Raw genomic sequence first — 23,684 nt, 5'->3', positions numbered from 1 at the left:
AATAAGAGACGGTAAATTTACCGTCTCTGACATTTTTTGAGATTTATTTTAAATAAATTAGTTTTTACAGACTTGCCAAAACACCAACAATACCGTGTCCTGTGAATACTTCTAATGCTATGAGAGAGACAAAACCAATCATTGCTAACCGACCGTTAAGCATTTCTGCATAGGGAGTGAAACCAGTGCGATCGCCTTGCTCATCTATATATACTTTTGGCTCGATCGCAAAGTTGTTCAGTTTGCCTTGGTCGTCAATTATAGCAGTGTTTGTACGCATGGATTTTTCCCTGTCTTCGTCTTTATGTAAATAACTGTAACAAGTTTATTAATATTTGTAAAGCAAAATAGTGATTGGGTTGTAGAGGAAGTACGTGTAAGAGGTACAACCCTAGCTATAGCAAGGAAAAGAGCGCTCATAACATTTATGAGAAATTCAACTAACTGGTAACAGATCGCTTGCCTGCATCTCAGGTCAATCCCAAGAATGAACTTTTCAAACTAGTGTTCATTGTGATTGCATACATGTTATACTAGCGAGTTGTTTTGACTTTAATCAACGATGACAAAAACGGGTCAGGCAACCCAATTCGAGTACACAGCACTGCATAAGCCCAACCAGCTAATCTATGGAAATGGGCAAACAGCAGTGATTACAGGGTGGACGGTGAAGCAGGCGATCGCTAAACACCTGCAACCGCATGAGTATGCTGTAATTGGGCAGTTATACTCGCCTACAAGGGGGATAAACTTACTAATTCGCAATTTACTGTATAATCCCCATGTTAGATATTTAGTAGTTCTAAACGCTACTAAAGAAGACAAGAACGCAGGTGCGTGTCAGTGTTTACTGGACTTTTTCCGCAATGGATTTGAAGAAGGTAAAAGCGATACTGGACGGCGCTGTTGGAAAATTCGCTCTGACTCTAATATTGTTAGTTATATTGATATTGAAATAGATAAGAACACTCTAGAAAAATTGCGAGAGTCTATAGAGTATGAAGAAGTCAAATTAATTATTGATGCAGTTAATCAAGTTAAATCCTATGCCGAACGGGAAGTAATTGAGCCTTGGGGTACACGGTTAAAGTTTGATATGTCAACTGTCGAATCAATTGTTTTACCAGGGCCACTTTACGGACATCGAATTGAAGGCAAGACTATAGCCGAAACTTGGGTAAAAATTATCCATCGCATTAGGACGACTGGTACAATTCGTCCTACGCTTCATGATGGACAATGGCAAGAACTAATTGACTTGATGGCAATTGTTACAGAAGAGCCTGACGATTTCTATTTTCCAGAACCAAATTACTTGCCATTTGATCGCGCTTTTATTAAGCCTTATACCTCGGAAATATTAGATGATGTTTCCCAGAATGAAGAAGGAGTCAAGTATACATATGGTCAACGTCTGCGGTCATGGTTTTCTAAAATTGACCAAATTAAAGAAGTAATCAAAAAACTTTCAGATAACATTGATTCAGCTAGGGTAGTGATGTCTCTGTGGGATGTGCGTAATGACCTTCAGGGAAACGATAGTCCACCTTGCCTTAATCACATTTGGATACGAGTTGTTGATCAGGAACTTTCTTTAACAGCAACTTTCCGCAGTAATGATATGTTTTCAGCGTGGCCAGCTAATGCTATGGGGTTAAGAGCTTTGCAAAAATATATTTGGGAAGCAGTTACTAAACAATCAACGCATCAAATAAAAATGGGGCCATTAATTACTATTAGCCAAAGCGCCCATATTTATGATGATTGTTTTGAAAACGCTGACAAGCTGATTCAACATCAGTACTCCAAAATTTTTCAGCAAAAAGATTACGCTGATCCTTCAGGAAACTTTCTGATCAGTATACAGGATGGCACAATTCTGGTAGAACACACAACGCCTGGATCTGGGGAAGTAGTTAATTGTTACTCAGGTAAATCTGCAAGTCTACTTTCTCGTCAAATAGCAGCGGATTGTCCGGGTTTGCAAGTTGAACATGCAATGTATTTGGGGACAGAATTACAGAAAGCGGAAGTTGTTTTGTCAATGAGCCAAAGTTTAGTCTATGAACAAGACAAGCCGCTCAAAAGCCATTTGATTCCAAAGTAGACTTGAACTAACTTTATTCAAGATAATTATGTACATTAATCTTCGCTATTAAAAATATTTGTAATAATTACTAAAGCTGTTTGTGAGATGGCAACACCAACTCCTATTGTAGTTATAAATAACTCAGGTTTTTTCTTGAAAAATAAGTAACCTATAATCAAAGAACTTAAGATAATACCAAAAGAGGCAAGGAGTTGAAAAAAGTTTTCTGTTTTCTTTTTTTGCTTCTTTTTATCCCTTTCGATACTTTTTTCTTTGTCTCTTTCCAATTGTGATTTTCTAGCACCGGCCGAAAATTTTTTAAGTAAAATATCTTTTCTTCCAGATTTATGTCCAGATTCTTGTGTAGAAGCTGATCTATTTTCAAAAAACAGAACTGTACACAATCGCTCTTTAAAATTTATAGTTATACTTTCTCTAGAGTGATTATGTACAACTATTAAAAACTGACCAGACCAATCAGGGTCGATGGTTGTAGATATAGAAGATAAACCTTTTGAAACTTGAGATACTTTAGATAATATTATTCCTGAAAATTTATGGTTTTTTGGCATTCTAATTTCTTCAAAAGTAGTAATTAGAGATGTATCTCCCGGTTCAATAATAACTGGAGAATCTATATTCACAATCATTTCTTCTCCTTTGGATGCAGAAGCATAACTATCACCTACTCTTAAGTCATATCCTATAGGTGTTAAACTATCTGGGGAAAATGGATTAATATAAATCTTGGGTTGGACATCGCTTTGATTCTGCCACTCTTGCGGAGTGTAGCATTTCATTATTTCCAAATCAGTATCTGTTAGCAATGACATATTTACCTCTTTACTAAAAAATCTGTAAAAGCATACATTGTTAAAGGCTAGGAGATAAATTTAAGAGTGATGAAGGTAAAAATTATAAAACTGAATCAACTAGTGATTATTCCTAAATATGAATATTCAAATGATTCGGTTGAAGTTGAAGAAGTTGATAGCCTCACTCATGCATCTAGAGGCACGAGTGGTTTTGGCTCAACCGGAGTTACTGCAAATTTATAAATTAGTATAATTGTATACTAAACACGAGCTAGAGTTACAATCTCTAACTGATCCTGATATTTACCTTGACGAGCTTCATAACTAATAGCGCAGGGTTCACCTTCTAAAAATAGCAATTGCACTACACCTTCATTCGCGTAAATGCGACAGTCAGCACTAGAAGAATTAGAAAACTCTAAAGTTAAATGACCCCGCCACGCAGCCTCAGCAGGTGTTAGATTTGCTATTATGCCACAACGTGCATACGTAGATTTCCCAATGCAAATCACTGTAATATTCTCAGGAATCTCTAGTTTTTCTAAAGCAACCCCAAGTCCATAAGAATGAGCAGGTAAAATAAAGTAATTGCCACTGGCATCTGTATGCAGTGCTGTTGGCTCCAGATTCTGAGGATTAAAGTTTTTGGGATCGACTACAGTTCCGGGAATGTGGCGAAAAATACGGAACTCAGCCGAGGAAAGGCGTATGTCGTAGCCATAAGAAGATAAACCGTAGCTAATTACAGGTTGAACCGCTACAGACTCATCTTTTTGCACTTTTCGGATTAAACTTGGCTCAAAGGGGGAAATTAGACCCTGTTGAGCCATTTCAGTAATCCAGATATCGTTTTTAATCACAACTTCACAGCTAATTCAAACAGAATTACTAGGATATCTTGAATTGAGTATTTTGTTTAAGGTCGATAACTCCGGCGGATTTCTGTAATTTGATCTGCCACATCGAGAAGAGATTTAGGCATCTCTGGCCCTGTGAGAATGATATCAACGTGGGGAGGGCGTTTTGCCAAAAACGCTAAAACTTCCGTTTCAGGAATTAAACCAAAGTTAATCGCTAAACTTAACTCATCTAACACCACGAGAGAATACTTACTCTCACACACAACTTGTTGTGTATACTGCCACAGCTTTTGTAAGGCTTGATTTTCTGTATCGTCTAAATGTGGTGTATCGATACAACGAGGCAAATCACACCGAATCCAATCTAAATTTTGTCCTAATTGGATGGGTCTTTCCTGTCCTTGGCGAATACCTCCTTTGAGAAACTGCACTATTAATACTGGCGTTCCTTGTCCAGCTATTCTCAGTGATTGAGCCATCACGCTCGTAAAAAAGTTGCGATGGGAGCTAGTGAAAACTTGCACTAGTCCTTCAACTGGATATGGTAGGGTTAGGGTTGAATTGATACTTTGACTTTCTAGCTGGGCAACCATAAGGTTAAGTTAAAAAAATACAACAAGTTAAGGGTTATTGCTGGCGGTAATTCTGATAAATTTGCCTGTATAATCAATCTGTTTTTCACAGGTGTGGTGGATTTGGCAAATTGCATTCTTAGTCAAACACTACGTTTGTATTGAAGTCAAGAGTTATTTTGATTTAAATTTTTTTCGTCTTTTCTCGGAAATGAGTTGTAAAAATGAAAACATAAGAGTTACAGTCCCAATTATTCAAAAAAGCTAGGCAGAACACCTGAAAATCGCTAAATGTTAGATTTGCTGGTTATTTGGGCAAAACAGACTTAGCTAGTAGTGAATTTGACAGGATGAGGAGTAAATTGTTGTGAGATTGGTGATTCTGGGAGGTTCAGGATCGGGGAAAAGCACTCAAGCACAAAGGCTTTGCAGATACTTTGATATTCCTCTGATTTCCACAGGTGACATTTTACGGTCAGCAATATCTGGCAATCAGCCCCTGCCGGAATTTCGATGGTTGGAAGCCGATCCCCGGACTTCTCTTTCGGTTTACGCTAGCTTGAGTGAACTAGGCTACCACGCACAACCCTATATGCAAAAAGGGGAGTTAGTTCCAGACGAAATGATCATTGAATTGATCCAAATACGCCTCAGACAACCAGATATTAGCTGCGATTGGGTGTTAGAAGGCTATCCCCGTACTGCCTTCCAAGCTGAAGAATTAGATTTTTTATTGGATGATTTAGGGCAAAAGTTAGATTGGGCAATTTATCTCCAAGTCCCGGAAGCAGTAATGGTTAGTCGATCGTTGGGGCGATCGCTACCAGATGACCAACCAGAAATCGTGCAGCGCCGTGTAGAATTATTCTACGATCGCACCATTCCCATCTTAGAATACTACGATCGTCGTCGCTGCTTATTGACCATCAACGGCGACCAATCACCAGAGATGGTACAGCAAAATATTTTGACTCTGCTTTCAGTTCCTTGAAGAGTGCTGAGTGGGAGAGTTAGGAGTTAGGAGTTAGGAAAAATTCTTCACAATCCCCAATCCCCAGTAGATTTACAACACTAAGGTAATCTTAAGGCAGTATTGTAAAACTTGAGGCAATTTCAATGGCTTGGCAGCGTCCTGACGGTCGGATTCCCTACGAATTACGTCCGATCAGTTTTCACCCCAGTTTCACCCGCTTTGCCCCCGGTTCTGTTCTCGCAAGATGCGGTGATACTCAGGTACTTTGTACTGTTAGCGTTAATAAGGGAGTTCCAAAGTTTCTTGAAGGAACTGGTAAAGGCTGGCTAACTGCTGAGTACAGAATGCTACCATCTGCTACGCAAAAACGCCAAGAAAGGGAATTATTGAAATTATCTGGACGGACGCAAGAAATTCAACGTTTAATTGGCCGCAGTTTACGCGCAGCAGTGGATTTTGAGGCACTGGGAGAACGCACGCTGATTGTGGATGCTGATGTGTTGCAAGCAGATGCCGGAACTCGGACAACAGCCATTACAGGCTCGTTTGTGGCGTTGGCTCATGCGGTTTCTAAATTATTGCAAGAGGGCGTGTTGGAGCGATCGCCTTTGTGTGGTCAGGTTGCAGCAGTTTCCGTAGGATTACTGGAGGGAGAGCCATTTTTGGATCTAAATTATATCGAAGATGTGGCTGCAACAGTAGATTTTAATGTGGTTATGAATCACCATCTGGGAATCATTGAAGTTCAGGGAACAGCCGAAGAAGGCAGCTTTAGCCGCACTCAGTTAGATCAACTGTTAGATGTGGCCCAAAAAGGAATTCAGGAATTATTAATCACTCAACGTGAAGCGATCGCTGACTGGGAAGGGTTGTTTGCGATCGATTAGTTTTATTAATTTTTAATAAGAATTAATAAACGTATCCTTTGTAGCGTTAATCAACAAAGTATCAAGTAACTGGATGTAAATAAAAATAATCATGAGAGTAGTTAGTAGTTAGTACGACTGACTACTGAAAACTTACCGTTGAAGGTGATAAGGAGGTCTAAGTTTTTCCAGCTTACTTAATCCACGATGTTAAATGTTTCAAAAGTTAAAAAGGGAGATTGTAATAAGTTCGGTATTGTATTGCTGGAAGCCAGCAATATGATGATGAAGCCATGAACAAAACTGTTGAAGTTCTACCGGATCAGCCGGCGCTGGTTGCACGAGCGCTAGAATTAATTCTGTCCAAGTTAAAAACTGCCATTGAGCAGCGTGGGCAGTTTACCATCGCCTTATCTGGTGGCAGTACACCTAAACCGTTATACGAAGCGATCGCTACTCAAAAACTGCCTTGGGATAAAATTCATATATTCTGGGGAGATGAGCGTTACGTACCACCAGATCACCCCGATAGCAATGAACTGATGACGCGTCGTGCGTGGCTAGATCGCGTTGACATCCCAGCGGCAAACATTCACGCCGTACCAACTTTAGAAGCCAATCCAGAACTGGCTGCTGCCAAGTATGAACAACATCTCAAAGAATTTTTCAATTCTTCTGGGGTCGAGTTTCCCCTCTTGGATGTAGTATTACTAGGAATGGGTGATGATGCACACACCGCATCTTTGTTTCCCCACACAGAAGCTCTTAAAGTACGCGATCGCCTCGTGACTGTGGGTAACAAAGACGGAAACCCCAGGATAAGTTTCACATACCCCTTCATCAACTCTGCTCGTAGCGTGATTTTTCTGGTTGCTGGTGCTAATAAACGACCAGCTTTAGCGCAAGTCTTTGCACCTGTAGCCGATGACTTCACTTACCCATCCCGCTTAATTAAGCCCCAAGGAGAACTTTGGTGGCTGCTGGATGCGGCAGCAGGTTTGGAACTTCAACATTAAACTTGGGCATTGGGCATTGAAAAGAGGCAGAGGGGCAGAGGGGCAGAGGGGCAGAGGGGCAGAGGGGCAGAGGAGAAAAACTTGCTGCAACTTCTCCCCTGCTCCCCTGCTCCCCTGCTCCCCTGCTCCCCTGCTCCCCTGCTCCCCTGCTTCCCTGCTCCCTTTCCCCGTATCAAATCGGCAGTAATTGCTAGAATCTAAAGCTAGGGCCGCCCTCTGCTTGCCAGTCCTACCTATATTTATGATGATCTTGAACAAAGGCTAAATATCGATGATCGTCTGCCCTAATTGCAATCATCCCAACCCTGATGGCGCTGTCCAGTGTGAAGCTTGTTATACACCGTTACCTGCGACTACTAATTGTCCCAGTTGTGGGGCAACTGTGCAGGCAGATGCTGCATTCTGCGGTCAGTGTGGCTATAACCTTCACTCCGCAGGAGTTCCACACGTTCATCCCGCAGTAGCTACAACAGTCACTCCCGATATTCCTGTGGAAGTGCCAGCGTTAGTTCCACCCGATCCATTGTTAGAACTTTTACAACCAGATGCTTTGGGAATGAGCGGTTCCACTAACTCCCATCCTCCCGAATCATCTTTACCACCAACAGAGATGGCAGTTCCCCCAGAACCTACGCCACAGATGCCTGTTGCAGAAAGCAGCCCTCCAGAGGCAGCATCAACATCAACTGTTGTCGCTCAACCCGTAGTCTCTGGACAAAGTAGTATTCCGACTCCACCTCCTGTGGAACCAACACCAGCCTTTGAAGCCGAAGTATCCCCGCCAGCAGCACCAACTGCAACTGCTGCCAGAACGCAATTGCAGCAGGTTACAGCGCGTTTACTCCACATTCAAAGCGATCGCTTAATTGAATTGCCGCAAAATTTCTCTGTGATTCATATCGGCAAGCCCAATGACCGGATTCCTCCAGATATAGATGTTTCAGGATTTCCTAATTCCGAAATTGTCTCGCGGATTCATGCAGATATTCGCGTCGAGGGAGATGCCCATTATGTAGAGGATGTAGGAAGTTCTAATGGCACTTATATTAATAATTTGCCACTTTTACCAGGAAACCGTCATCGCTTGCGACCAGGCGATCGCATCAGCTTGGGTAAAGGAGACTTGATGACATTCCTCTTTCAACTTGCTTAACTGATTCTTGATCGAGTGTGACACCAGCCTAAGTATTTTCTGCCCATCCTCCGGCATCCATTTTGGAGGAGCAACAAATGAACTGCATCAGACAAGCGACGGATAACTATGTCGTTCTTGATAGCGCCATAGTTATCCGTCGCTTTGATGTGCGAATTGTTGCATTGTCTAGCAACTCCATTACCTGAATAATTACACTAGGATGGATGAAAATACACTGCCAATTTTAGATTTTGAATTTTTCAGAAAATCTAAAATCTAAAATCGTTCGACTGAGCGTAGCCGAAGTCTAAAATCTAAAATCCAAAATTGAATGACCTATGAGGGAACCAAGTAAAAATTTTGAAACCTTGCTTACCAAAGAAGCCCCGCCAGTTGTTGAACGTATGGGGCTTACCTGGCTAGTTGCAGCAGCGATCGCAACTGCTTTATTGTGGCAAGTACCAGGAGGGGATTATATCTTATATCCATTTACAATTCTGGCAACTTGGTTTCATGAAATGGGTCACGGCTTAATGGCACTGCTATTAGGGGGACAGTTTCAGAAGTTGCAGATTTTTAGCAATGGTTCTGGTGTCGCAACTTATGGCATCCGGTCGCCATTGGGGCCAATTGGCCCGGCAATAATCGCCGCAGCTGGGCCAATGGGGCCACCTCTTGCTGGTGCAGCTTTAATTCTGGCTTCCCGCAGTTTTACAGCAGCAACCCTCTGTTTAAAAATTTTAGGAAGTTTTTTGCTGTTTTCCACATTAATTTGGGTGCGTTCCTGGTTTGGATTGGTAGCAATTCCCTTACTAGGTTTAATAATCTTAGGTATTTCCCTGAAAGCACCTCGCTGGGCGCAAGGGTTTGTCATTCAATTTTTGGGTGTACAAGCTTGTGTAAGTACGTACCATCAACTTGATTATCTATTTAGTAGTTCTGCTGGCCCCCTTGGAATTTCTGATACAGCGCAAATGCAGCGATATTTGCTTTTACCTTACTGGTTTTGGGGCGGGTTAATGGCGATCGCATCTCTAGTGATTTTAATCCAAAGTCTCCGCGTTGCTTATCGTTCGGAGTAATGAGTAAGAAACACCATTAAAAGGCGATTGAATCTTTAGCTCAAAGAATTACCGAACATCAAGAAAAGATTAGACTGGAATCAGAGAAGAGTTTTCCTGACGAAGGTTTAATTAAGCATTGGGAAAAAGAGATTCGTGCTTTTGACAAGGCAATCCAACAAGCGCGTAAAAGATTGGGACAATAAATAAAATATGCAGATTAGCGATCGCCCTCTTGCAGTCACCAATTCAACCCTCAGTACCTTGATTGCTGAATTAGGTACAGAATGCCTGAAAGTACAAGCCTTAGTTAACCAGTTACAGTTAACTAGTTTAACTGCTAACCAACAAGCTGAAATTCTAGCAGAACTCCTCGCTGCTGCTGTTCATCTGTATAATCATTGTGACGAAGATTTTCAGACGCTAATTACTGAAGAAATGGAAAATTTGCCTGATGATGAGGATTGAAAAAAAATTCCGAAGTCATAATTCAGGAGTCAGAATTAAGAGTTTTTATCAGTATAATAGCCTGGATATTGTTAAAAAAATTCGCCGCTAATAACTCTTGCCTTCGCGGTTCGATAGCCTAACCATGTCCACCCAACCCACAATTCAAAGCATATACACCGATGGTGCTTGCACTGGTAATCCTGGCCCTGGCGGTTGGGGTGTAGTCGTCTACTTCAGCGATGGCTCAATCCACGAAATGGGCGATGCATCCCCTCATACCACTAATAATAAAATGGAGATGCAAGCTGCGATCGCCGCCCTGCAATTTCTGCAAACATCTCAACAAACCCAACCAATCACCCTTCATACCGATAGCGAATACCTGATTAACTGCGTTACCAAATGGGTGAAAGGCTGGAAAAATAAAGGCTGGAAAAAGTCAGATGGTAAACCCGTCCAAAACCAAGACCTTTTAGAAATCTTAGATGAACTCAATACCCAACAAGTAAAATGGCAACACGTCCGGGGACATTCTGGTAACATAGGTAACGAACGTTGTGATGCGATCGCTCGCACTTATGCTAGTGGCAAAATCCCTTCCCTACAACAATTATCTTCCACAGATTTTTATAAATCTTTACCTTCGGCAAATGAACTAAATGTAGCAAAAGTAGCTGATTATGAAAAAAACTCTAGAATAACTAACCAAAGTCCGCAAGAAATCAGTACTTCTGCACCAGAAATAACCGTTATGGAACCATCAACAGGGCCAACTGCGGCCGCAACCGATGAAAAACCATCAGAAATGAGGGTTTCGCAACTCCGCAGCTTGGTCGAAACTTTGCGTATAGCTGACGAAATTTCTGAAAAAGGCTACTTAATCACCAGTTCTGAGTTAGCAGACTTGATGGATGTCCACGCCAGCGCTGTCACCAGTCGTGGAGATCAATGGCGCTGGCGAAACTGGATAGTGTCACGGGTACGCCGTGAAGGAAATCAAATTCTTTGGGAATTGGAACGCGGGGATCAAGTAGGAGGGGAAGAGGACTAAGGAGTGCTGAGTGCTGAGTCCTGAGTGCTGAGTTTTGAATTTTTAACTCCTCACTCCTCACTCCTCACTCTAAACTCCCTACTCAGCACTCAGCACTCACAACTCAGCACTATACTTGCGTCCTCGCCACTCGCGTGGGGTGCGGAACGCAGATAAGAAGATTCGCAGCACAGCTAAGGGATCGGCCAAAGGGGAAAGCCAGAATAACCAGCTGCCTTTAGCATTTGTGCGATCATAGGAAGGTGCGATCGCTATTAGCATCGCAAAGCGAATCACCAACAGGAATAAATTCAGTCCCAGCAGTAGAAGTGGGGGAGTGGGCGAATATGAAAGTGTGGGAGAAATGAACAAAAAAGTCAGGACAATTAAAAAGGGTAGACCTTGAACAGATGCGAGTAGCCATAAATCTCCCCACAACTGAGAGCGAGAAGTTGCATCTTTAAGATCGAGACTCCGCCCCCATTCTTTCCACGTCTCCATCGCCCCTTCATACATCCGTACCTTCAACACTTTTGCGCCATCTAAAAAGCCCACCTTATACCCTTGGATAGCAATATTCCGTGCCAACGTGACATCATCACAAAAAGAACTCTTCGCACTGCTATAACCACCTACAGCAGCTAAAACGGAGCGACGACACAAAAAACACTGCCCATTTGCCATTACTCGTTCTGGTTGCTCTGTATTGATCCCCGCTGGATCAAATCGGTAAAGCAAAGTCATCAACAAAGCCGGTTGTAGCCAACACTCCCCAGGATATTTGAGGATGAATTGGGGTGAAAGAGAAACCAAATCATAGCCTTGTGCTTCGGCCGTCTTCACCAAACCAGCAACTAAACCAGGATGCGGTTGGATATCAGCATCCAGCCCCAGGAACCACTGACTAGCCTCGGAGCTATATAGAAAACCGTTATGCAACGCCCAAGGCCGCCCCACCCAACCAGAGGGTAAGGGATCGTCTGTCATCAAGCGAAAGCGCGGATCTTTCTGCTGTGAGGCTTTGACTAAATCGGGGGTGCCATCACTCGATTTACTGTCTACAACCATAATTTCCCGAACTTCATAGCTTTGCTGACTTAAACCAGCCAACAGAGGGCTAATGCGAAGCGCTTCGTTCAGTGTGGGGACAACAATGCTAACCCTGCCCAAAAGCTCAGGTGTCGGCTGTTGGGGTTCTATTGGAGGATGGCGTCTTGGCCCCTTTAGCAGCCGCGAAAACAGAATCGCCGTTGCTGGTACTTGGATAAGTAGCAATAAAAGAGAAATGGCGCTTTCTACTATCAAAGCGTTGTCATTAGTCATTAGTCATTTGTCATTTGTCATTTGTCATTGGCTATGGGGCATTAAGTATTAGGCATGGGATTGGATATAGGAGCAGAGGGGAAAGACTTACTGCAACTTCTCCTCTGCTCCTCTGCTCCTCTGCTCCCTCTGCCTCCCCACTCCCCCTCCCTGATTTCTAGACTTATTTCAAGGCAACTTCAACCTTTGCTACTGATACTTCTTTGGTTACTGGTTCAACAGTAACTTGAGCCGGTGTGGTTGAACTCCTTGACCACAGCACCACAGCCGGAATCACACCTAGCAATAAGCCGAGTAACACTGGGATAGAAAATCCAGCGGCCAAGCTGAGTCCGGCGGCGAATGCAAAGTTAGTTAAATAAACGACTAAAGGCAGATTGAGTTGCGATCGCTCTAATTTAATCGAGGTATTTCTCCACAATAATCCTGCCACACTCATAAACAGGGCGCTAGTACCAAACCAACCTACATAGTTCTGGTAAGGTGTTCCAAAGAAAGCCCCTGGTTGTTCCCAATACCAGAAGGGCAGAGAAGTTTGACTCATAGCCGGTTCAAGGGCAAAGTCCCAGCAAGTGAAGAGCAAAGCACCAACGGCTATCGCAGCAATATGGCGACCCCAACTGGGTTTTTGAGCCACTTTCAAACCAGTTCTCGCAATTAAGTAAGACGACAGCCCAACATAAAACCAAGATAAAGGAATTGTGAAAGGAACTAGCCCTCCAATCTTATAACCCAAGCCACTCAAGTAGCTATAATCACCAAATGGAAACCCTGTACTAGTTCCCAGTAGTTCACTTCCCAAAGAGATAAACATAGCCGGTAGCATAAATGCTAGCCAAGTTCCTAATCCCAACGTCCGGTAGGCATAAATAGAGACAGCTACTGTCCCTAAGATGATATCAACTACACCGCCGCCAGCCATACTTAACTGTACGGCAGTTTCTCCTACCTGCGATAGGTTGAAAATTATTTCAGCATTAGGTACTACCAGTAGCATCCCTACCAGTCCAAAGGCTTTTGACGCGATATGACCAATGAGGCATACGCGTTCAGCAATAACAAGTTGTCTCATGATAATTCCTTAACAAGATGTGACACGCGGCTACTCGGCTGCTAATAGTTTACAAATCTTTAACTACTTTGTACCGCAATTTTCGACAAACTTGTTTAGCTTTCTTGTGAACAGCATAAAAGTCTATTGATTGAAGCTATAAAAATATGATGCTAAACTTACTAGTTTAAGCCATATATTCAAAATCTACATAATTTTATCTGTAAGAACTTCTGGTTTCTTGTCTCACTTCCTTCCATATCTTAAAAAACTCCTTTGATACTGGGATATCGTTAAGGGAGAACGACCATCATAACTGAGCAAGTCCTCAAGCAAAATAAAGTCTTGAGTTACTACACTTATTTATGTGATAAAACCTTAATCCTGTACTAGAAATATAAACCCATGTCAATTTTGAAAAGAGTTCCTTGGGTGTCCCTGGCACTAGTACTGCTGAGTTACAGTACTTTAGGCTGGGTAATATCAGAAACACGTGCTCCTATATTTGTGTGGGTGGCAACTGTAATTGCTATCTTGCTTTTAATCATAACGTTGACCGCTCCTTGGCCGAAGATGACATATTATTACAGTCTTTTTCTGCAATCAAATACCAGGTCTTTTGGCGTTGCCGTCTTAGCAGCTTTCTTATTCTTTATTATGATTGCCTGGTTTCGGGTATTTCTTGATACTTTACTTATCATTTCAGCGACTATATTAGTCAGGATAGACTTTCAAAGAGCAGGTCTTAGGGAAGGTTTAGCTTTTTCGACTACCTCTATCTTTTCATTGGGAGGTTTAGCTTTGGGTGCGCTAATCTACAAGTTCATATATTCCCAAATTCCGTTAACGTGATAAAGTATATCCGAAAAAGCAAGCCATGACTGGGTTGGGTTGTGCCAATGCTTTAGAAGCAGTATTATTTACCCACAACTTTCTTTGTAGCTCAAATTCCCAACTTATTAAAAAGTCGGGAATTTTGTTCAATACTTACTTGGGTTCAAAATGCAGGCTGTTCAAACAGCAGTAGAGATAGGAAAAAATCCATAATAAAAATTGATACCCAACTAGTAACAACTGCTTTTGTTGCCGATTCTCCTACTTCCTTTGCTCCCCCTCTAGTAGTTAAACCCCAACTACAGCCAATGACAGCAACCAGCACTCCAAAAATAAACCCTTTTAGCAAAATAATAAACAAATCTGACGGTTCTAAAAAATTTCTGACTGATTCTAAAAATGTTTCAGGAATAATTTGGTAGAACTTTGATGCGGCAAAAACTCCGCCAATGATGCCTGTAACTAAAGCCAAAATTGTCATCAAAGGCACCATCAAACAACAAGCAATTACTCTAGGAAGTACTAGATAATCAATTGGATCGGTTTTGAGCATATAAAGTGCATCAATTTGCTCGGTAACTCGCATTGCACCTATTTCCGCTGCAAAAGCAGAACCTACTTGTCCCGCCATAATACTAGCGGTCAAAATTGGAGCTAATTCTCTACAAAAAGCTAAGGCAAAAGCACCTCCCACTGCATCAACAGCCCCAAATCGCACTAATTCTCTCGCCGTTTGAATAGTAAAAATCATTCCTGCAAAACCGCTGACAAGGAGAACTGGAGAGATAGAGCCTGGCCCAGCGGTAACAAGATGTTGCAAAATCTTGCGATAGTAGGTTTTCCCTTGGAGTAAATGTAGCCACACTTGACCAAAGAGCAGTATTGCTGCAAAACAGCGTGTAATCCCAGATTGCTCAAATTTTGTTTTTGGTTGCAATTTTATCGTCCTTACGACTGACTTTTTTTGCACATTTGTTGTTATATCAATTTTCCAAAATAAGACTACAGATACAAATGGTGGGAACCCAGCCAGATGTAATCTGACTTTCTCAATTAAATAGACGCACTAAGTGCAGCTTGCCGCAGGATATTACGAATTGGTATTAGTATGGTACATGAACAGACGCACTAGTACGGCAAGGCGGAATTCAAAATTTAAAATTCAAAATGAATACAGTGTAAGCGTTTCATTGATTTGGAATAGGTAGTTTATGTAAGCCGTGTTGTACTAGATGTTTACCCTCAAAGTAGAGGAGGTGTTTGGGCATGGTTCAATTGAGCTTAGTAAACTTTAGCGGAAAATAGCACATAAAGCATTGTGAGCTTTTTTGCTGTTGCTCTCATGCATTGTGTGCTATGGAGTTGCAATCTCTCGTCCGTCAAACTAGGAAAAGTAATTGAATCAACTCAAAGGGTTGAAAAATCTAATAATATTTCCAAATAATGTTAAACAATTTTTTATGAGCAGGATTAAATACATAATATTTATGTTGCTATTAATACTACCTTTCTCCGTGGTACATCCGGCTTTTGCATCTGTATGCCGCAATTACGCTGTCTACGACGGTCTACGCCACCAGATTTGCATTCTCAGTATCAGCCGAAGTGCCAAAAATTATTGGGAATACAAGGCAATTGTTAGCGTAGATGACATAAAAAGACCTACAGAGGTTTACAATTGTCGCGAACGAGTCAAGGTTCAACAAGCTGGGACTGTTTTGCCCTTTGAGCAAAAAGGCCCTGGTGAGATGATATGCAGCTTTTTTAATTCTTCTCGGCGGTAAACACGCGCCAGATAATGAAGACGTTGACATACTCCCCGCCCTACAAGGGCAGGGATTCTAGGCTCAAACAGCAATTGCAGTCTCAGACTGTCTTACATCGCCTAACCCAACCATTGATGCCCCAACAGTTTGAATATTTTTAGCGGCGTTTTCATCCCTGCCATTCACTGATTGACAAACAGGGCAACGCCACTCTCTGACTGATAAATCCAAGCTTTCTAAAACGTGTCCGCAGCAAGAGCAAATTTTACTAGAAGGATACCACTGGTCAATATAGACTACCTGCTTCCCCAACTTTGACGCCACCCACTCCAAAATATCTAAAAAATCTCGAAGCGCTAAATCACTAACTTTTCTTCCCCAAAGACGCTTCATGCCTTTGAGGTTCAATGTCTCAAAGCACAGCACATCAAACCTATCAGTTAAGTCATGCGCTAGCTTCCAAAACCAATCAGTTCTGCGGTTGGCTATGTCTTCATGGGCGCGTGCTAAGTTCTTCCTTGCTCGTTCCCGGTTAGAAGATCCTTTTAGCTTCTTAGAGTGATGCCGATTCGCAATCTTTATGGCGTTAAGTGATTGTTTGAGGAATTGGGGAGAAACAATAGTTGTACCGTCTGAGCAGGTGAGGAATGTCTTGAGTCCAAAGTCAAAACCCGCTATATTACCAGTCGTGGATTTAACTTCTGGTTCAAAACAATCGTCAACTACAACAACCAGAAACAATTCGCCCAATGGTGTTCGCTTAATAGTTAGTGTTTTAACTTTCCCCTCAATCTCTCTAGACTTCCAATATTGATAAACTTTCTGCCCAATCTTGACCCGATTGCTACCTAAAAACTTATAACCAGCTTGCTTTAGGGTGAATGATTTGTATTTCTTGACTTTCTTGAATCCTGGTGGTCTAACCCCTTTCTTATTGTGTTTAAAAAATAATTGGTAGGCCTTCTCGATCCGTTGACAAACATCCTGTACCGCTTGAGAACCTACTGATTGCCAAAACGGATTACGCTTTCGTATTTTAGCGATATGAGCCTGAAGCTTTCCACAATTCAAGTGTTTTCCCCACATTCGATAATATCTTTTGTGGAGAGCAATACAATGGTTATAAATTACCCCAGCAGCATTGATTGACCGCTTGAGGAATCTATTTCGCTTGTGTTGGTACAGCTTGAATTTTAGAGTTTTCATGCTAATATTGTACAGCATATAGCCGGAAGAATCAATGAAAAAGCGATTAGATTTTAGGATCGAAGAATTTGAGTTTCAGATTCTTGAAGAATATTGCGAATTAGTAGGGCGAACAAAAACCGATGTTCTTAGAGAATTGATTAGAAGTCTGAAGATGAAGAAAAAGCCGTCGTAGAACGACGGGGCTTTAAACCCATTAATTCCGGTAAAACCTAGATAGGTGAATACTGTTAGCCATTCTTGCCAGCTACCAAATGCATTGTTCATCAGCAAAAGCCGGAAAATTAATATTTATCAATCCTACACGCTGATGCTACCAGTAGGTTGCTGTATTTTAGGAGATCAAAGAAGACTAGTCAAAAATTCTTAGCTAATTTTCCGGAATGGGTAACAATCGCGTGGTAGTAAATATCAGAGCATCGATATTATACTGAACCTCTATAACTAACCTTCGGGGAATATATCCCCATTGTTTTCCCTCAAAAACCCGGTCATAAAGACCGGGTTTTTGGTATTTATAACAAGTTATACCAATTCGTAATTCGTAATGACGCGACGCTCGCAAACTCGCTAACGCTTCGCTTCCGCTACGCTAACGTAATTCGTAATTAAGAAAGTCAGATATGGCATGGCTTTCGGAGTTTGAATGTGTTGCCTCATTTTAGAGAATTGGTATTAGAGTCCAGCAAGTCAGGGACAGAGCGATGCCTACGCCAACGCAGCACTTCTTTAAACTGTCTAGGTATCAAATAAAACTATTGTCCAGAAACTTTTAAGAGATTTTATTGGTCTGATTCTCCAAATTCTGCAAAAATCAACCAATGTCATCTTCTGCTCAAGGTATTCCCGGATTACCCGATTTGACGCATCCGATTGAGCTTGTTCAATTTGGAACCCAGGCGCTCAAAGCTTCACTGTTATTAGTATTTTTGATCGTAGCTTTGGGAGTTGCGATCGCACTCATCAGTTTTTCTCTCCGTCGCAGCCAGTCGGAACAATTTATATTCATTGGCGAATGGGCTGTTCGTTATTCCCAACTCTTGCGGGGATTACAGCATTTAACTCTAGTATTAGTCCTGTTAGTTCCGGGATTTTTTCTCTGTTCGACTTTGAGCAATCGTTATCACTACTGGGAACAAACAAAGGTGGCTCAAGTAGCTGAAAGTGTCGCAGGTGAAAAGCTCGAACAATCTGCCCCGCAAGTCCGTTACACTACCCAGGAGCCATACTCTTATACCACGCAAAGCAATGGCAAAATAGTCAAAGTTAATGATACGCGAGAGATTAACCGCTTCTTAACGCTGGGGGGTTCGCAAATTCAAGTCAAGCTAGACCAAAGCGTAGATGTTCCAGGTCGTAGTTCAATTTATCGCGTGGAATACACTGCTGATTATAAAGTAGTTAACCAACTCAAGGATATTAATAATTTCTTTTTTGAAGCATCGCCACCTAATGGCTACACACTTCTTGCTGGCTACAAAGTAGAGCGTAACGGTACTAGGCTACAACAAACCAATCCAGGAGACTATGGCTTTCCCTTCCAGCTGCAACCAGGAGAAGAAACCACCTTTCGAGTCACCTATCAGGCTCAAGGCGGGCCTCGCTGGGTTTACAGCGCCGCAGGACAGTTGCTTTCTAATTTTCGCCTCACAGCAATTGCCAACTTTGCTCCGGCTGATTTTGCTAGTGGTGTTGTACCGAATGAGATTAAAGTTAATGGACGCAGTACTCAGTTTACTTGGAAATTTGACGATAATGTTTCAGTCAAAAATCCATTTGGAGTGTTTACTAACACTGACCCCATTCGTCATACTGGCATCATTCCCCGGCTTTTGTTACTAGCACCGGCAATATTTTTGTGGTGGATATTATTGTTATATTTGTCACTGCCTATGAGTTTTAGAAATATTGCGATCGCTGGTAGTATTTTCTTTGCTTGTCTGTTGACTTTGACCTATCTAGCCCGCGTTATCAATGCTCAGTTGGCTTGGACTTTAATTTCTATCATTTTACTAATTTTAACATGGGGACTGGGAGCTAGCCGCAGAGCTTCTCTAGCTGCGATCGTCGCCACTATTGCTGGAGCAGTGTTACCTATTTTTGGATTATTAGTACCGTTTAGCGGACTAACCCTTAGTTTAGCGGGTTTGCTTTCAGCGGTTTGGCTAGCAGTTCGTCACTGGTATGGCTGGTATAGTTTGCACCCAGAAGATCAAAGATTGCAGACTCAGAAAAATGCTAAAGATTAGATGATTCCGCTATGATTAGCGAAGTTTTAGCGTGGGGCATTTATGGATAACGATTTACTCGCTTTCTTTGCTGCTGCTGGGTTACTCATTCTTTATCTTATCTTCTCAGCTTTAACTGAAATGGGGACTAAATTACCTTGGAAGAAATAAGTTGATGGGCTAAAAAGTTTACACTTCTAAACCTCATTGGGCTTGGAAAAAAAGTAAACATCCTTTTGGCTTGGTTAATATTTATTGTTCGAGAGAGTTCAAAATGCGCGATCCACAAAATAACCACATTAAAGTTGAACCGGCAACCCTGGTTTTGATTGTATCTGTCTTAATACTCTTGCCTCTGCTGGTTGTTGGTTTTTTCTCGCAGTAAAGTTAGCACGATGCTCTTTTTATCAGGTGCGTTAAGCTACTGTTAACGCACCATATATCAAAATTACTTAGGTAAAACCTGCCGTAGTGCTGCTAAAAGTTGGTCAACGCTTTCTTTTCGACTATTAAAGCCCATCAATCCGACGCGCCAAACTTTTCCAGCGAGTTCGCCAAGACCACCGCCAATTTCAATATTATGTTCATTGAGTAACTGCCGAGCGATCGCTTTTCCATCTACCCCTTCTGGAATGCGGACAGTGGTAAGTGTTGGCAGTCTATACTCTTGCTCAACGTGCATACTCAGTCCTAAATTCTCTAAACCTTCCCAGAGATATTCTACGTTCTTTTGATGCCGCTGCCAGGAATTTGCTAATCCCTCTTCTGCAAGCAAACGTAGTGCTTCCCGCAATGCATAGTATAAGTTAATGGGTGCTGTGTGGTGATAGGTGCGTTCAGCGCCCCAATACTTACCCAGCAACAACATATCTAAATACCAGTTTGCAACTTTCGTTTGCCGCTGTTGCAATTTCTCAACAGCACGCGCACTCATTGTAAAGGGAGAAGCACCAGGTGGGCAACCTAACCCTTTTTGGCTACAACTATAAGCTAGGTCAACTCCCCAAGCATCCAAAAACAAGGGGACGCCACCCAAACTTGTCACCGTATCCACTAATAACAAAGTGCCAAATTCACGACACAAATCAGCGACCCCTTCCAAGGGTTGACGTGCGCCGGTGGAAGTTTCAGCATGAACTAGAGCTAAGATAGCTGGACGATGAGTTTTTAAGGCAGTTTGGAGTTCATCCAGGTTGAAGATTTGTCCCCAAGGTTTGGTAATGGTTCGGACATCAGCGCCATAACGTCCAGCCATATCCACAAGGCGATTACCAAAGTAACCAGCTACACCAATTAAAACTACATCACCGGGTTCTACAGCATTGGCGATGGTTGCTTCCATTGCAGCTGTTCCTGTACCGCTGACTGCAATGGTAAGTGAGTTTTCTGTTTGCCATACGTAGCGTAGCAGCGACTGAATTTCATCCATGAGTGCGAGAAAAGCTGGGTCAAGATGCCCAACGGGTGAAGTATTCATCGCTTGGAGAACTGTGGGGTGGGCATTAGATGGCCCTGGCCCCAACAGCAGACGGGATGGGATTTCTAGCGGCGTGAGTTGCAAGCGCCCGGAGTCGTTAATTGAAATTGTTTGCGTCATAAATCTCTCTTCATTTAGACGATACTTACCGGATCATATAGGAATCCGATTTGATTCCTGAACTTACTTGTATAGGGAGGGAACAGGAAATCTGGGAATAGGGCATTGCAGAACAGTAGTATGAATTGAGGCAAGCAGGGAAATCTGGGGAAAATTTTGGACGTTGCTAAATCATCCCGCAAATATGCAACGTCGGGATATAGATATGTACTGAGTTTTTTATCAAAAGTTTCAGCTACTTTCTATCCCCAAAATTTCTAAATCTTCATTAATTAAATTGGTGAATTTACCGAGGGAAAGGATTTATTTTATTCCTACATTTAAAGTGAAAGCAACTACAAGAAACTATCTGTAAAAAGTTTCATTTTTGCTGAATATCAGGGATTTACTCTTGGACAATTATGATAAAGCATAGTATCAATAAAAACTTTACTATACACAAAGTATCTAACAGCATTAATATTAAACCAACTTTAGACTTGTATCCTACTCGTCTAGTTTTTATTGACCCACAAGTTGATGACTACCAAAGTCTGGTGATGGGTGTATTACCAGATACCTCAGTTGTAGTCTTAGATGCCAACCAAGATGGCATTGAGCAAATTAGTCAAGTGCTGGAGTCTCATCAGGGAGTCAATAGTCTGCACATTGTTTCCCACGGCGCACCTGGGTGCATCTATTTGGGCAACAGTCAACTCAACAACGAAACGCTCAATCGTTACGCAGCCAAACTTATGGGTTGGGCAAATGCTTTGAGTGAAGATGCACAACTACTGCTGTATGGTTGCAAAGTCGCTCAAACCGAGCTAGGTGTATTATTTATACGCTGTCTAAGCGAATTGACAGGTGCAGTAGTAGCGGCCTCTGATGACTTGACAGGGAGTGCTGCATTAGGTGGTGATTGGGAACTGGAGGTTTCTACAGCGCCTATTGTTCCTCGTTTAGCGTTTGGGCAAGAAGTAATAACAGCCTACGCTTCAATTCTACCTGTAGTTCTTGATGACAGCTTTGATAGTGATGGCAAAGTCACTACTGCTATTGGTACTAATACCACTGACATAGCCTACAGCATTGCCCTGCAAGACGATGGCAAGATTCTGATAGCGGGAGTGAGTAATAATAACTTTGCTGTTGTACGTTACGAGAGCAATGGTAGTCTCGACACCAGCTTTGGTACTGCTGGCAAGGTCACTACTAACTTGGGCAGTACTGACATAGCCTACAGCATTGCCCTGCAAGACGATGGCAAGATTCTGGTAGCGGGAGTGAGCAGTAGTAACTTTGCTGTTTTACGTTACAACAGCGATGGTAGTCTCGACACCAGCTTTGGTACTGCTGGCAAGGTTATTAATAACTTGGGCAGTAGTGACATAGCCTACAGCGTTGCCCTGCAAGACGATGGCAAGATTTTGTTAGCGGGAGTGAGTAATAGTAACTTTGCTGTTTTACGTTACAACAGCAATGGTAGTCTCGACACCAACTTTGGTACTGCTGGCAAGGTCATTACTAACTTGGGCAGTACTGACATTGCTAGAAGCATTGCCCTGCAAGACGATGGCAAGATTCTGGTAGCGGGAGTGAGTAATAATAACTTTGCTGTGGTACGTTACAACAGCAATGGTAGTCTCGACACCAGCTTTGGTACTGCTGGCACGGTTATTAATAACTTGGGCAGTACTGACATAGCCTACAGCATTGCCCTGCAAGACGATGGCAAGATTCTGTTAGTAGGAGTGAGTAATAATAACTTTGCTGTGGTACGTTACGACAGCAATGGTAGTCTCGACACCAACTTTGGTACTGCTGGCAAGGTCATTACTAACTTGGGCGGTACTGACATAGCCTACAGCGTTAGCGTGCAAGCTAATGGCAAGATTATTGTGGGGGGTTCGAGTAGCAATAACTTTGCTTTAGTACGTTACAACAGCAATGGTACTCTTGACACTAATTTCAACACTACTGGCATTATCACTACTGATATCGGCACAAATACTACTGATAATGCCTATGCTCTCACCCAACACGATGGTAAGATAATAGTCGCGGGAGTAAGCGCCAATAACTTTGCTGTGGCACGCTACAGGGTTAACCAAAATCCAGTGCTAGTGAACGAAATCACAGACAAGGAGACTCCAGAAGATATAAATTTCAACTTCACAATCTCAGATAGCTTCCAAGATCAAGATCCTGAAGACATTCTTACCTACACTGCCACTCTCGAAAATGGTGACTCTCTACCCAGTTGGTTAAGCTTCAATGCTGCTACTCAAACATTCAGTGGCACTCCCTTAAATGAGAATGTGGGTAGCCTGAACATTAAAGTTACTGCTACGGATACTTATCTTGCTCAAATCAGTGATGTGTTTACACTCACCGTTAACAACACAAACGATCCGCCAGAAGTATTTCAGGCGATCACTCCTCAACCAGCAACAGAAGACACAGTTTTCAATTTCACAATCCCCGCAAACACCTTCATTGATGTCGATGCTGGAGACATTCTTACCTACACTGCCACTCTCGAAAACGGCAACCCTCTGCCGAGTTGGTTAAGCTTCAATGCTACTACCAAAACCTTCAGTGGTACTCCCTTAAATGAAAACGTCGGTAGCCTAAACATCAAAGTTACCGCCACGGATATTGCTCAAACTCAAGCGAGTAATGTCTTTACACTGACAGTTGCGAACACCAATGATGCGCCACAAGTAGCTTCGCCCATCACTCCTCAACCAGCAACAGAAGACACAGTTTTCAATTTCACAATCCCCGCAAACACCTTCATTGATGTCGATGCTGGAGACATTCTTACCTA

21 protein-coding genes are annotated in these 23,684 nt (G+C 42.3%); 12 read left to right on the top strand and 9 right to left on the bottom strand.

Features of this window, described 5'->3' with window-relative positions:
* Positions 1 to 64: 64 nt before the first annotated feature.
* Entirely contained in the window at positions 65 to 280 is a 216-nt protein-coding gene (locus V7K61_RS10900) for a chlorophyll a/b-binding protein (protein ID WP_099101899.1), read from the bottom strand.
* Positions 281 to 562: 282 nt separating this feature from the next.
* Between V7K61_RS10900 and V7K61_RS10895 the strand changes: the two genes are divergently transcribed.
* Positions 563 to 2,107 carry a thymidylate synthase gene (locus V7K61_RS10895; RefSeq protein WP_335053341.1) on the top strand — a complete coding sequence of 515 codons (1,545 nt, stop codon included), beginning with the start codon at positions 563 to 565 and terminating at the stop codon, positions 2,105 to 2,107.
* A gap of 35 nt (positions 2,108 to 2,142) precedes the next feature.
* On the opposite strand, the gene V7K61_RS10890 is transcribed toward V7K61_RS10895, so the two are convergent.
* The 3 genes from V7K61_RS10890 to V7K61_RS10880 form a co-directional block, all read right to left on the bottom strand.
* Complete coding sequence (locus V7K61_RS10890) at positions 2,143 to 2,922, bottom strand: dCTP deaminase domain-containing protein (protein ID WP_335053340.1); 780 nt, start codon at positions 2,920 to 2,922, stop codon at positions 2,143 to 2,145.
* Positions 2,923 to 3,164: 242 nt separating this feature from the next.
* Positions 3,165 to 3,734 carry a dCTP deaminase gene (gene dcd / locus V7K61_RS10885; RefSeq protein ID WP_335053444.1) on the bottom strand — a complete coding sequence of 190 codons (570 nt, stop codon included), beginning with the start codon at positions 3,732 to 3,734 and terminating at the stop codon, positions 3,165 to 3,167.
* A gap of 86 nt (positions 3,735 to 3,820) precedes the next feature.
* Positions 3,821 to 4,357 carry a P-loop NTPase family protein gene (locus V7K61_RS10880; protein WP_335053339.1) on the bottom strand — a complete coding sequence of 179 codons (537 nt, stop codon included), beginning with the start codon at positions 4,355 to 4,357 and terminating at the stop codon, positions 3,821 to 3,823.
* A gap of 346 nt (positions 4,358 to 4,703) precedes the next feature.
* Here V7K61_RS10880 and V7K61_RS10875 point away from each other — a divergent pair, with 346 nt between their 5' ends.
* From V7K61_RS10875 to rnhA, 7 genes are all read left to right on the top strand, one after another.
* Positions 4,704 to 5,327 (top strand): adenylate kinase family protein, encoded by a 624-nt coding sequence (locus V7K61_RS10875; protein WP_335053338.1) that lies wholly within the window; start codon positions 4,704 to 4,706, stop codon positions 5,325 to 5,327.
* A gap of 125 nt (positions 5,328 to 5,452) precedes the next feature.
* Positions 5,453 to 6,196, top strand: coding sequence for a ribonuclease PH (gene rph, locus V7K61_RS10870; protein ID WP_335053337.1), 744 nt, complete (start codon positions 5,453 to 5,455; stop codon positions 6,194 to 6,196).
* A gap of 272 nt (positions 6,197 to 6,468) precedes the next feature.
* Positions 6,469 to 7,191 (top strand): 6-phosphogluconolactonase, encoded by a 723-nt coding sequence (pgl, locus tag V7K61_RS10865; protein ID WP_335053336.1) that lies wholly within the window; start codon positions 6,469 to 6,471, stop codon positions 7,189 to 7,191.
* A gap of 271 nt (positions 7,192 to 7,462) precedes the next feature.
* Complete coding sequence (locus V7K61_RS10860) at positions 7,463 to 8,344, top strand: FHA domain-containing protein (RefSeq protein ID WP_335053335.1); 882 nt, start codon at positions 7,463 to 7,465, stop codon at positions 8,342 to 8,344.
* Positions 8,345 to 8,664: 320 nt separating this feature from the next.
* Entirely contained in the window at positions 8,665 to 9,408 is a 744-nt protein-coding gene (locus V7K61_RS10855) for a M50 family metallopeptidase (RefSeq protein WP_335053334.1), read from the top strand.
* Between the two features lie 192 nt (positions 9,409 to 9,600).
* Positions 9,601 to 9,855 (top strand): hypothetical protein, encoded by a 255-nt coding sequence (locus tag V7K61_RS10850; protein ID WP_335053333.1) that lies wholly within the window; start codon positions 9,601 to 9,603, stop codon positions 9,853 to 9,855.
* Between the two features lie 124 nt (positions 9,856 to 9,979).
* Complete coding sequence (gene rnhA / locus V7K61_RS10845) at positions 9,980 to 10,888, top strand: ribonuclease HI (RefSeq protein WP_335053332.1); 909 nt, start codon at positions 9,980 to 9,982, stop codon at positions 10,886 to 10,888.
* Between the two features lie 96 nt (positions 10,889 to 10,984).
* Here the strand turns inward: rnhA and cruG are convergent, their stop codons facing one another.
* Positions 10,985 to 12,190, bottom strand: a complete 1,206-nt coding sequence (gene cruG / locus V7K61_RS10840; protein WP_335053331.1) for a 2'-O-glycosyltransferase CruG — start codon at positions 12,188 to 12,190, stop codon at positions 10,985 to 10,987.
* 163 nt (positions 12,191 to 12,353) lie between these two features.
* On the bottom strand, positions 12,354 to 13,262 hold the full coding sequence (gene cruF / locus V7K61_RS10835; RefSeq protein ID WP_335053330.1) for a gamma-carotene 1'-hydroxylase CruF: 909 nt from the start codon (positions 13,260 to 13,262) through the stop codon (positions 12,354 to 12,356).
* A gap of 384 nt (positions 13,263 to 13,646) precedes the next feature.
* On the opposite strand from cruF, the gene V7K61_RS10830 reads away from it, so the two are divergent.
* Positions 13,647 to 14,093, top strand: a complete 447-nt coding sequence (locus tag V7K61_RS10830; RefSeq protein WP_335053329.1) for a hypothetical protein — start codon at positions 13,647 to 13,649, stop codon at positions 14,091 to 14,093.
* Positions 14,094 to 14,238: 145 nt separating this feature from the next.
* Here the strand turns inward: V7K61_RS10830 and V7K61_RS10825 are convergent, their stop codons facing one another.
* Positions 14,239 to 15,012, bottom strand: coding sequence for an MlaE family ABC transporter permease (locus V7K61_RS10825; RefSeq protein WP_292733175.1), 774 nt, complete (start codon positions 15,010 to 15,012; stop codon positions 14,239 to 14,241).
* Positions 15,013 to 15,562: 550 nt separating this feature from the next.
* Between V7K61_RS10825 and V7K61_RS10820 the strand changes: the two genes are divergently transcribed.
* Complete coding sequence (locus V7K61_RS10820; protein ID WP_335053328.1) at positions 15,563 to 15,859, top strand: hypothetical protein; 297 nt, start codon at positions 15,563 to 15,565, stop codon at positions 15,857 to 15,859.
* 63 nt (positions 15,860 to 15,922) lie between these two features.
* On the opposite strand, the gene V7K61_RS10815 is transcribed toward V7K61_RS10820, so the two are convergent.
* Positions 15,923 to 17,047, bottom strand: a complete 1,125-nt coding sequence (locus tag V7K61_RS10815) for an RNA-guided endonuclease InsQ/TnpB family protein (RefSeq protein ID WP_335053327.1) — start codon at positions 17,045 to 17,047, stop codon at positions 15,923 to 15,925.
* Positions 17,048 to 17,868: 821 nt separating this feature from the next.
* Between V7K61_RS10815 and V7K61_RS10810 the strand changes: the two genes are divergently transcribed.
* On the top strand, positions 17,869 to 19,296 hold the full coding sequence (locus V7K61_RS10810; RefSeq protein WP_335053326.1) for a hypothetical protein: 1,428 nt from the start codon (positions 17,869 to 17,871) through the stop codon (positions 19,294 to 19,296).
* A 427-nt stretch (positions 19,297 to 19,723) separates the two neighbouring features.
* Here the strand turns inward: V7K61_RS10810 and V7K61_RS10805 are convergent, their stop codons facing one another.
* Complete coding sequence (locus V7K61_RS10805; protein WP_335053325.1) at positions 19,724 to 20,872, bottom strand: alanine--glyoxylate aminotransferase family protein; 1,149 nt, start codon at positions 20,870 to 20,872, stop codon at positions 19,724 to 19,726.
* 401 nt (positions 20,873 to 21,273) lie between these two features.
* Here V7K61_RS10805 and V7K61_RS10800 point away from each other — a divergent pair.
* On the top strand, positions 21,274 to 23,684 hold a 2,411-nt coding region (locus tag V7K61_RS10800), incomplete at its 3' end, for a DUF4347 domain-containing protein (protein ID WP_335053324.1).

This window comes from Nostoc sp., assembly GCF_036918015.1.
GTDB lineage: Bacteria > Cyanobacteriota > Cyanobacteriia > Cyanobacteriales > Nostocaceae > Nostoc.
This window is presented reverse-complemented; position numbering and strand designations above follow the sequence as displayed.

Bases quoted from the DNA above. Each gene is read 5' to 3' on its own strand.
- V7K61_RS10900 (WP_099101899.1), bottom strand. From the start codon at position 280: ATGCGTACAAACACTGCTATAATTGACGACCAAGGCAAACTGAACAAC.
- V7K61_RS10895 (WP_335053341.1), top strand. From the start codon at position 563: ATGACAAAAACGGGTCAGGCAACCCAATTCGAGTACACAGCACTGCAT.
- V7K61_RS10890 (WP_335053340.1), bottom strand. From the start codon at position 2,922: ATGTCATTGCTAACAGATACTGATTTGGAAATAATGAAATGCTACACT.
- dcd (WP_335053444.1), bottom strand. From the start codon at position 3,734: ATGGCTCAACAGGGTCTAATTTCCCCCTTTGAGCCAAGTTTAATCCGA.
- V7K61_RS10880 (WP_335053339.1), bottom strand. From the start codon at position 4,357: ATGGTTGCCCAGCTAGAAAGTCAAAGTATCAATTCAACCCTAACCCTA.
- rph (WP_335053337.1), top strand. From the start codon at position 5,453: ATGGCTTGGCAGCGTCCTGACGGTCGGATTCCCTACGAATTACGTCCG.
- pgl (WP_335053336.1), top strand. From the start codon at position 6,469: ATGAACAAAACTGTTGAAGTTCTACCGGATCAGCCGGCGCTGGTTGCA.
- V7K61_RS10860 (WP_335053335.1), top strand. From the start codon at position 7,463: ATGATCGTCTGCCCTAATTGCAATCATCCCAACCCTGATGGCGCTGTC.
- V7K61_RS10855 (WP_335053334.1), top strand. From the start codon at position 8,665: ATGAGGGAACCAAGTAAAAATTTTGAAACCTTGCTTACCAAAGAAGCC.
- V7K61_RS10850 (WP_335053333.1), top strand. From the start codon at position 9,601: ATGCAGATTAGCGATCGCCCTCTTGCAGTCACCAATTCAACCCTCAGT.
- rnhA (WP_335053332.1), top strand. From the start codon at position 9,980: ATGTCCACCCAACCCACAATTCAAAGCATATACACCGATGGTGCTTGC.
- cruG (WP_335053331.1), bottom strand. From the start codon at position 12,190: ATGACTAATGACAACGCTTTGATAGTAGAAAGCGCCATTTCTCTTTTA.
- cruF (WP_335053330.1), bottom strand. From the start codon at position 13,262: ATGAGACAACTTGTTATTGCTGAACGCGTATGCCTCATTGGTCATATC.
- V7K61_RS10830 (WP_335053329.1), top strand. From the start codon at position 13,647: ATGTCAATTTTGAAAAGAGTTCCTTGGGTGTCCCTGGCACTAGTACTG.
- V7K61_RS10820 (WP_335053328.1), top strand. From the start codon at position 15,563: ATGTTGCTATTAATACTACCTTTCTCCGTGGTACATCCGGCTTTTGCA.
- V7K61_RS10815 (WP_335053327.1), bottom strand. From the start codon at position 17,047: ATGAAAACTCTAAAATTCAAGCTGTACCAACACAAGCGAAATAGATTC.
- V7K61_RS10810 (WP_335053326.1), top strand. From the start codon at position 17,869: ATGTCATCTTCTGCTCAAGGTATTCCCGGATTACCCGATTTGACGCAT.
- V7K61_RS10805 (WP_335053325.1), bottom strand. From the start codon at position 20,872: ATGACGCAAACAATTTCAATTAACGACTCCGGGCGCTTGCAACTCACG.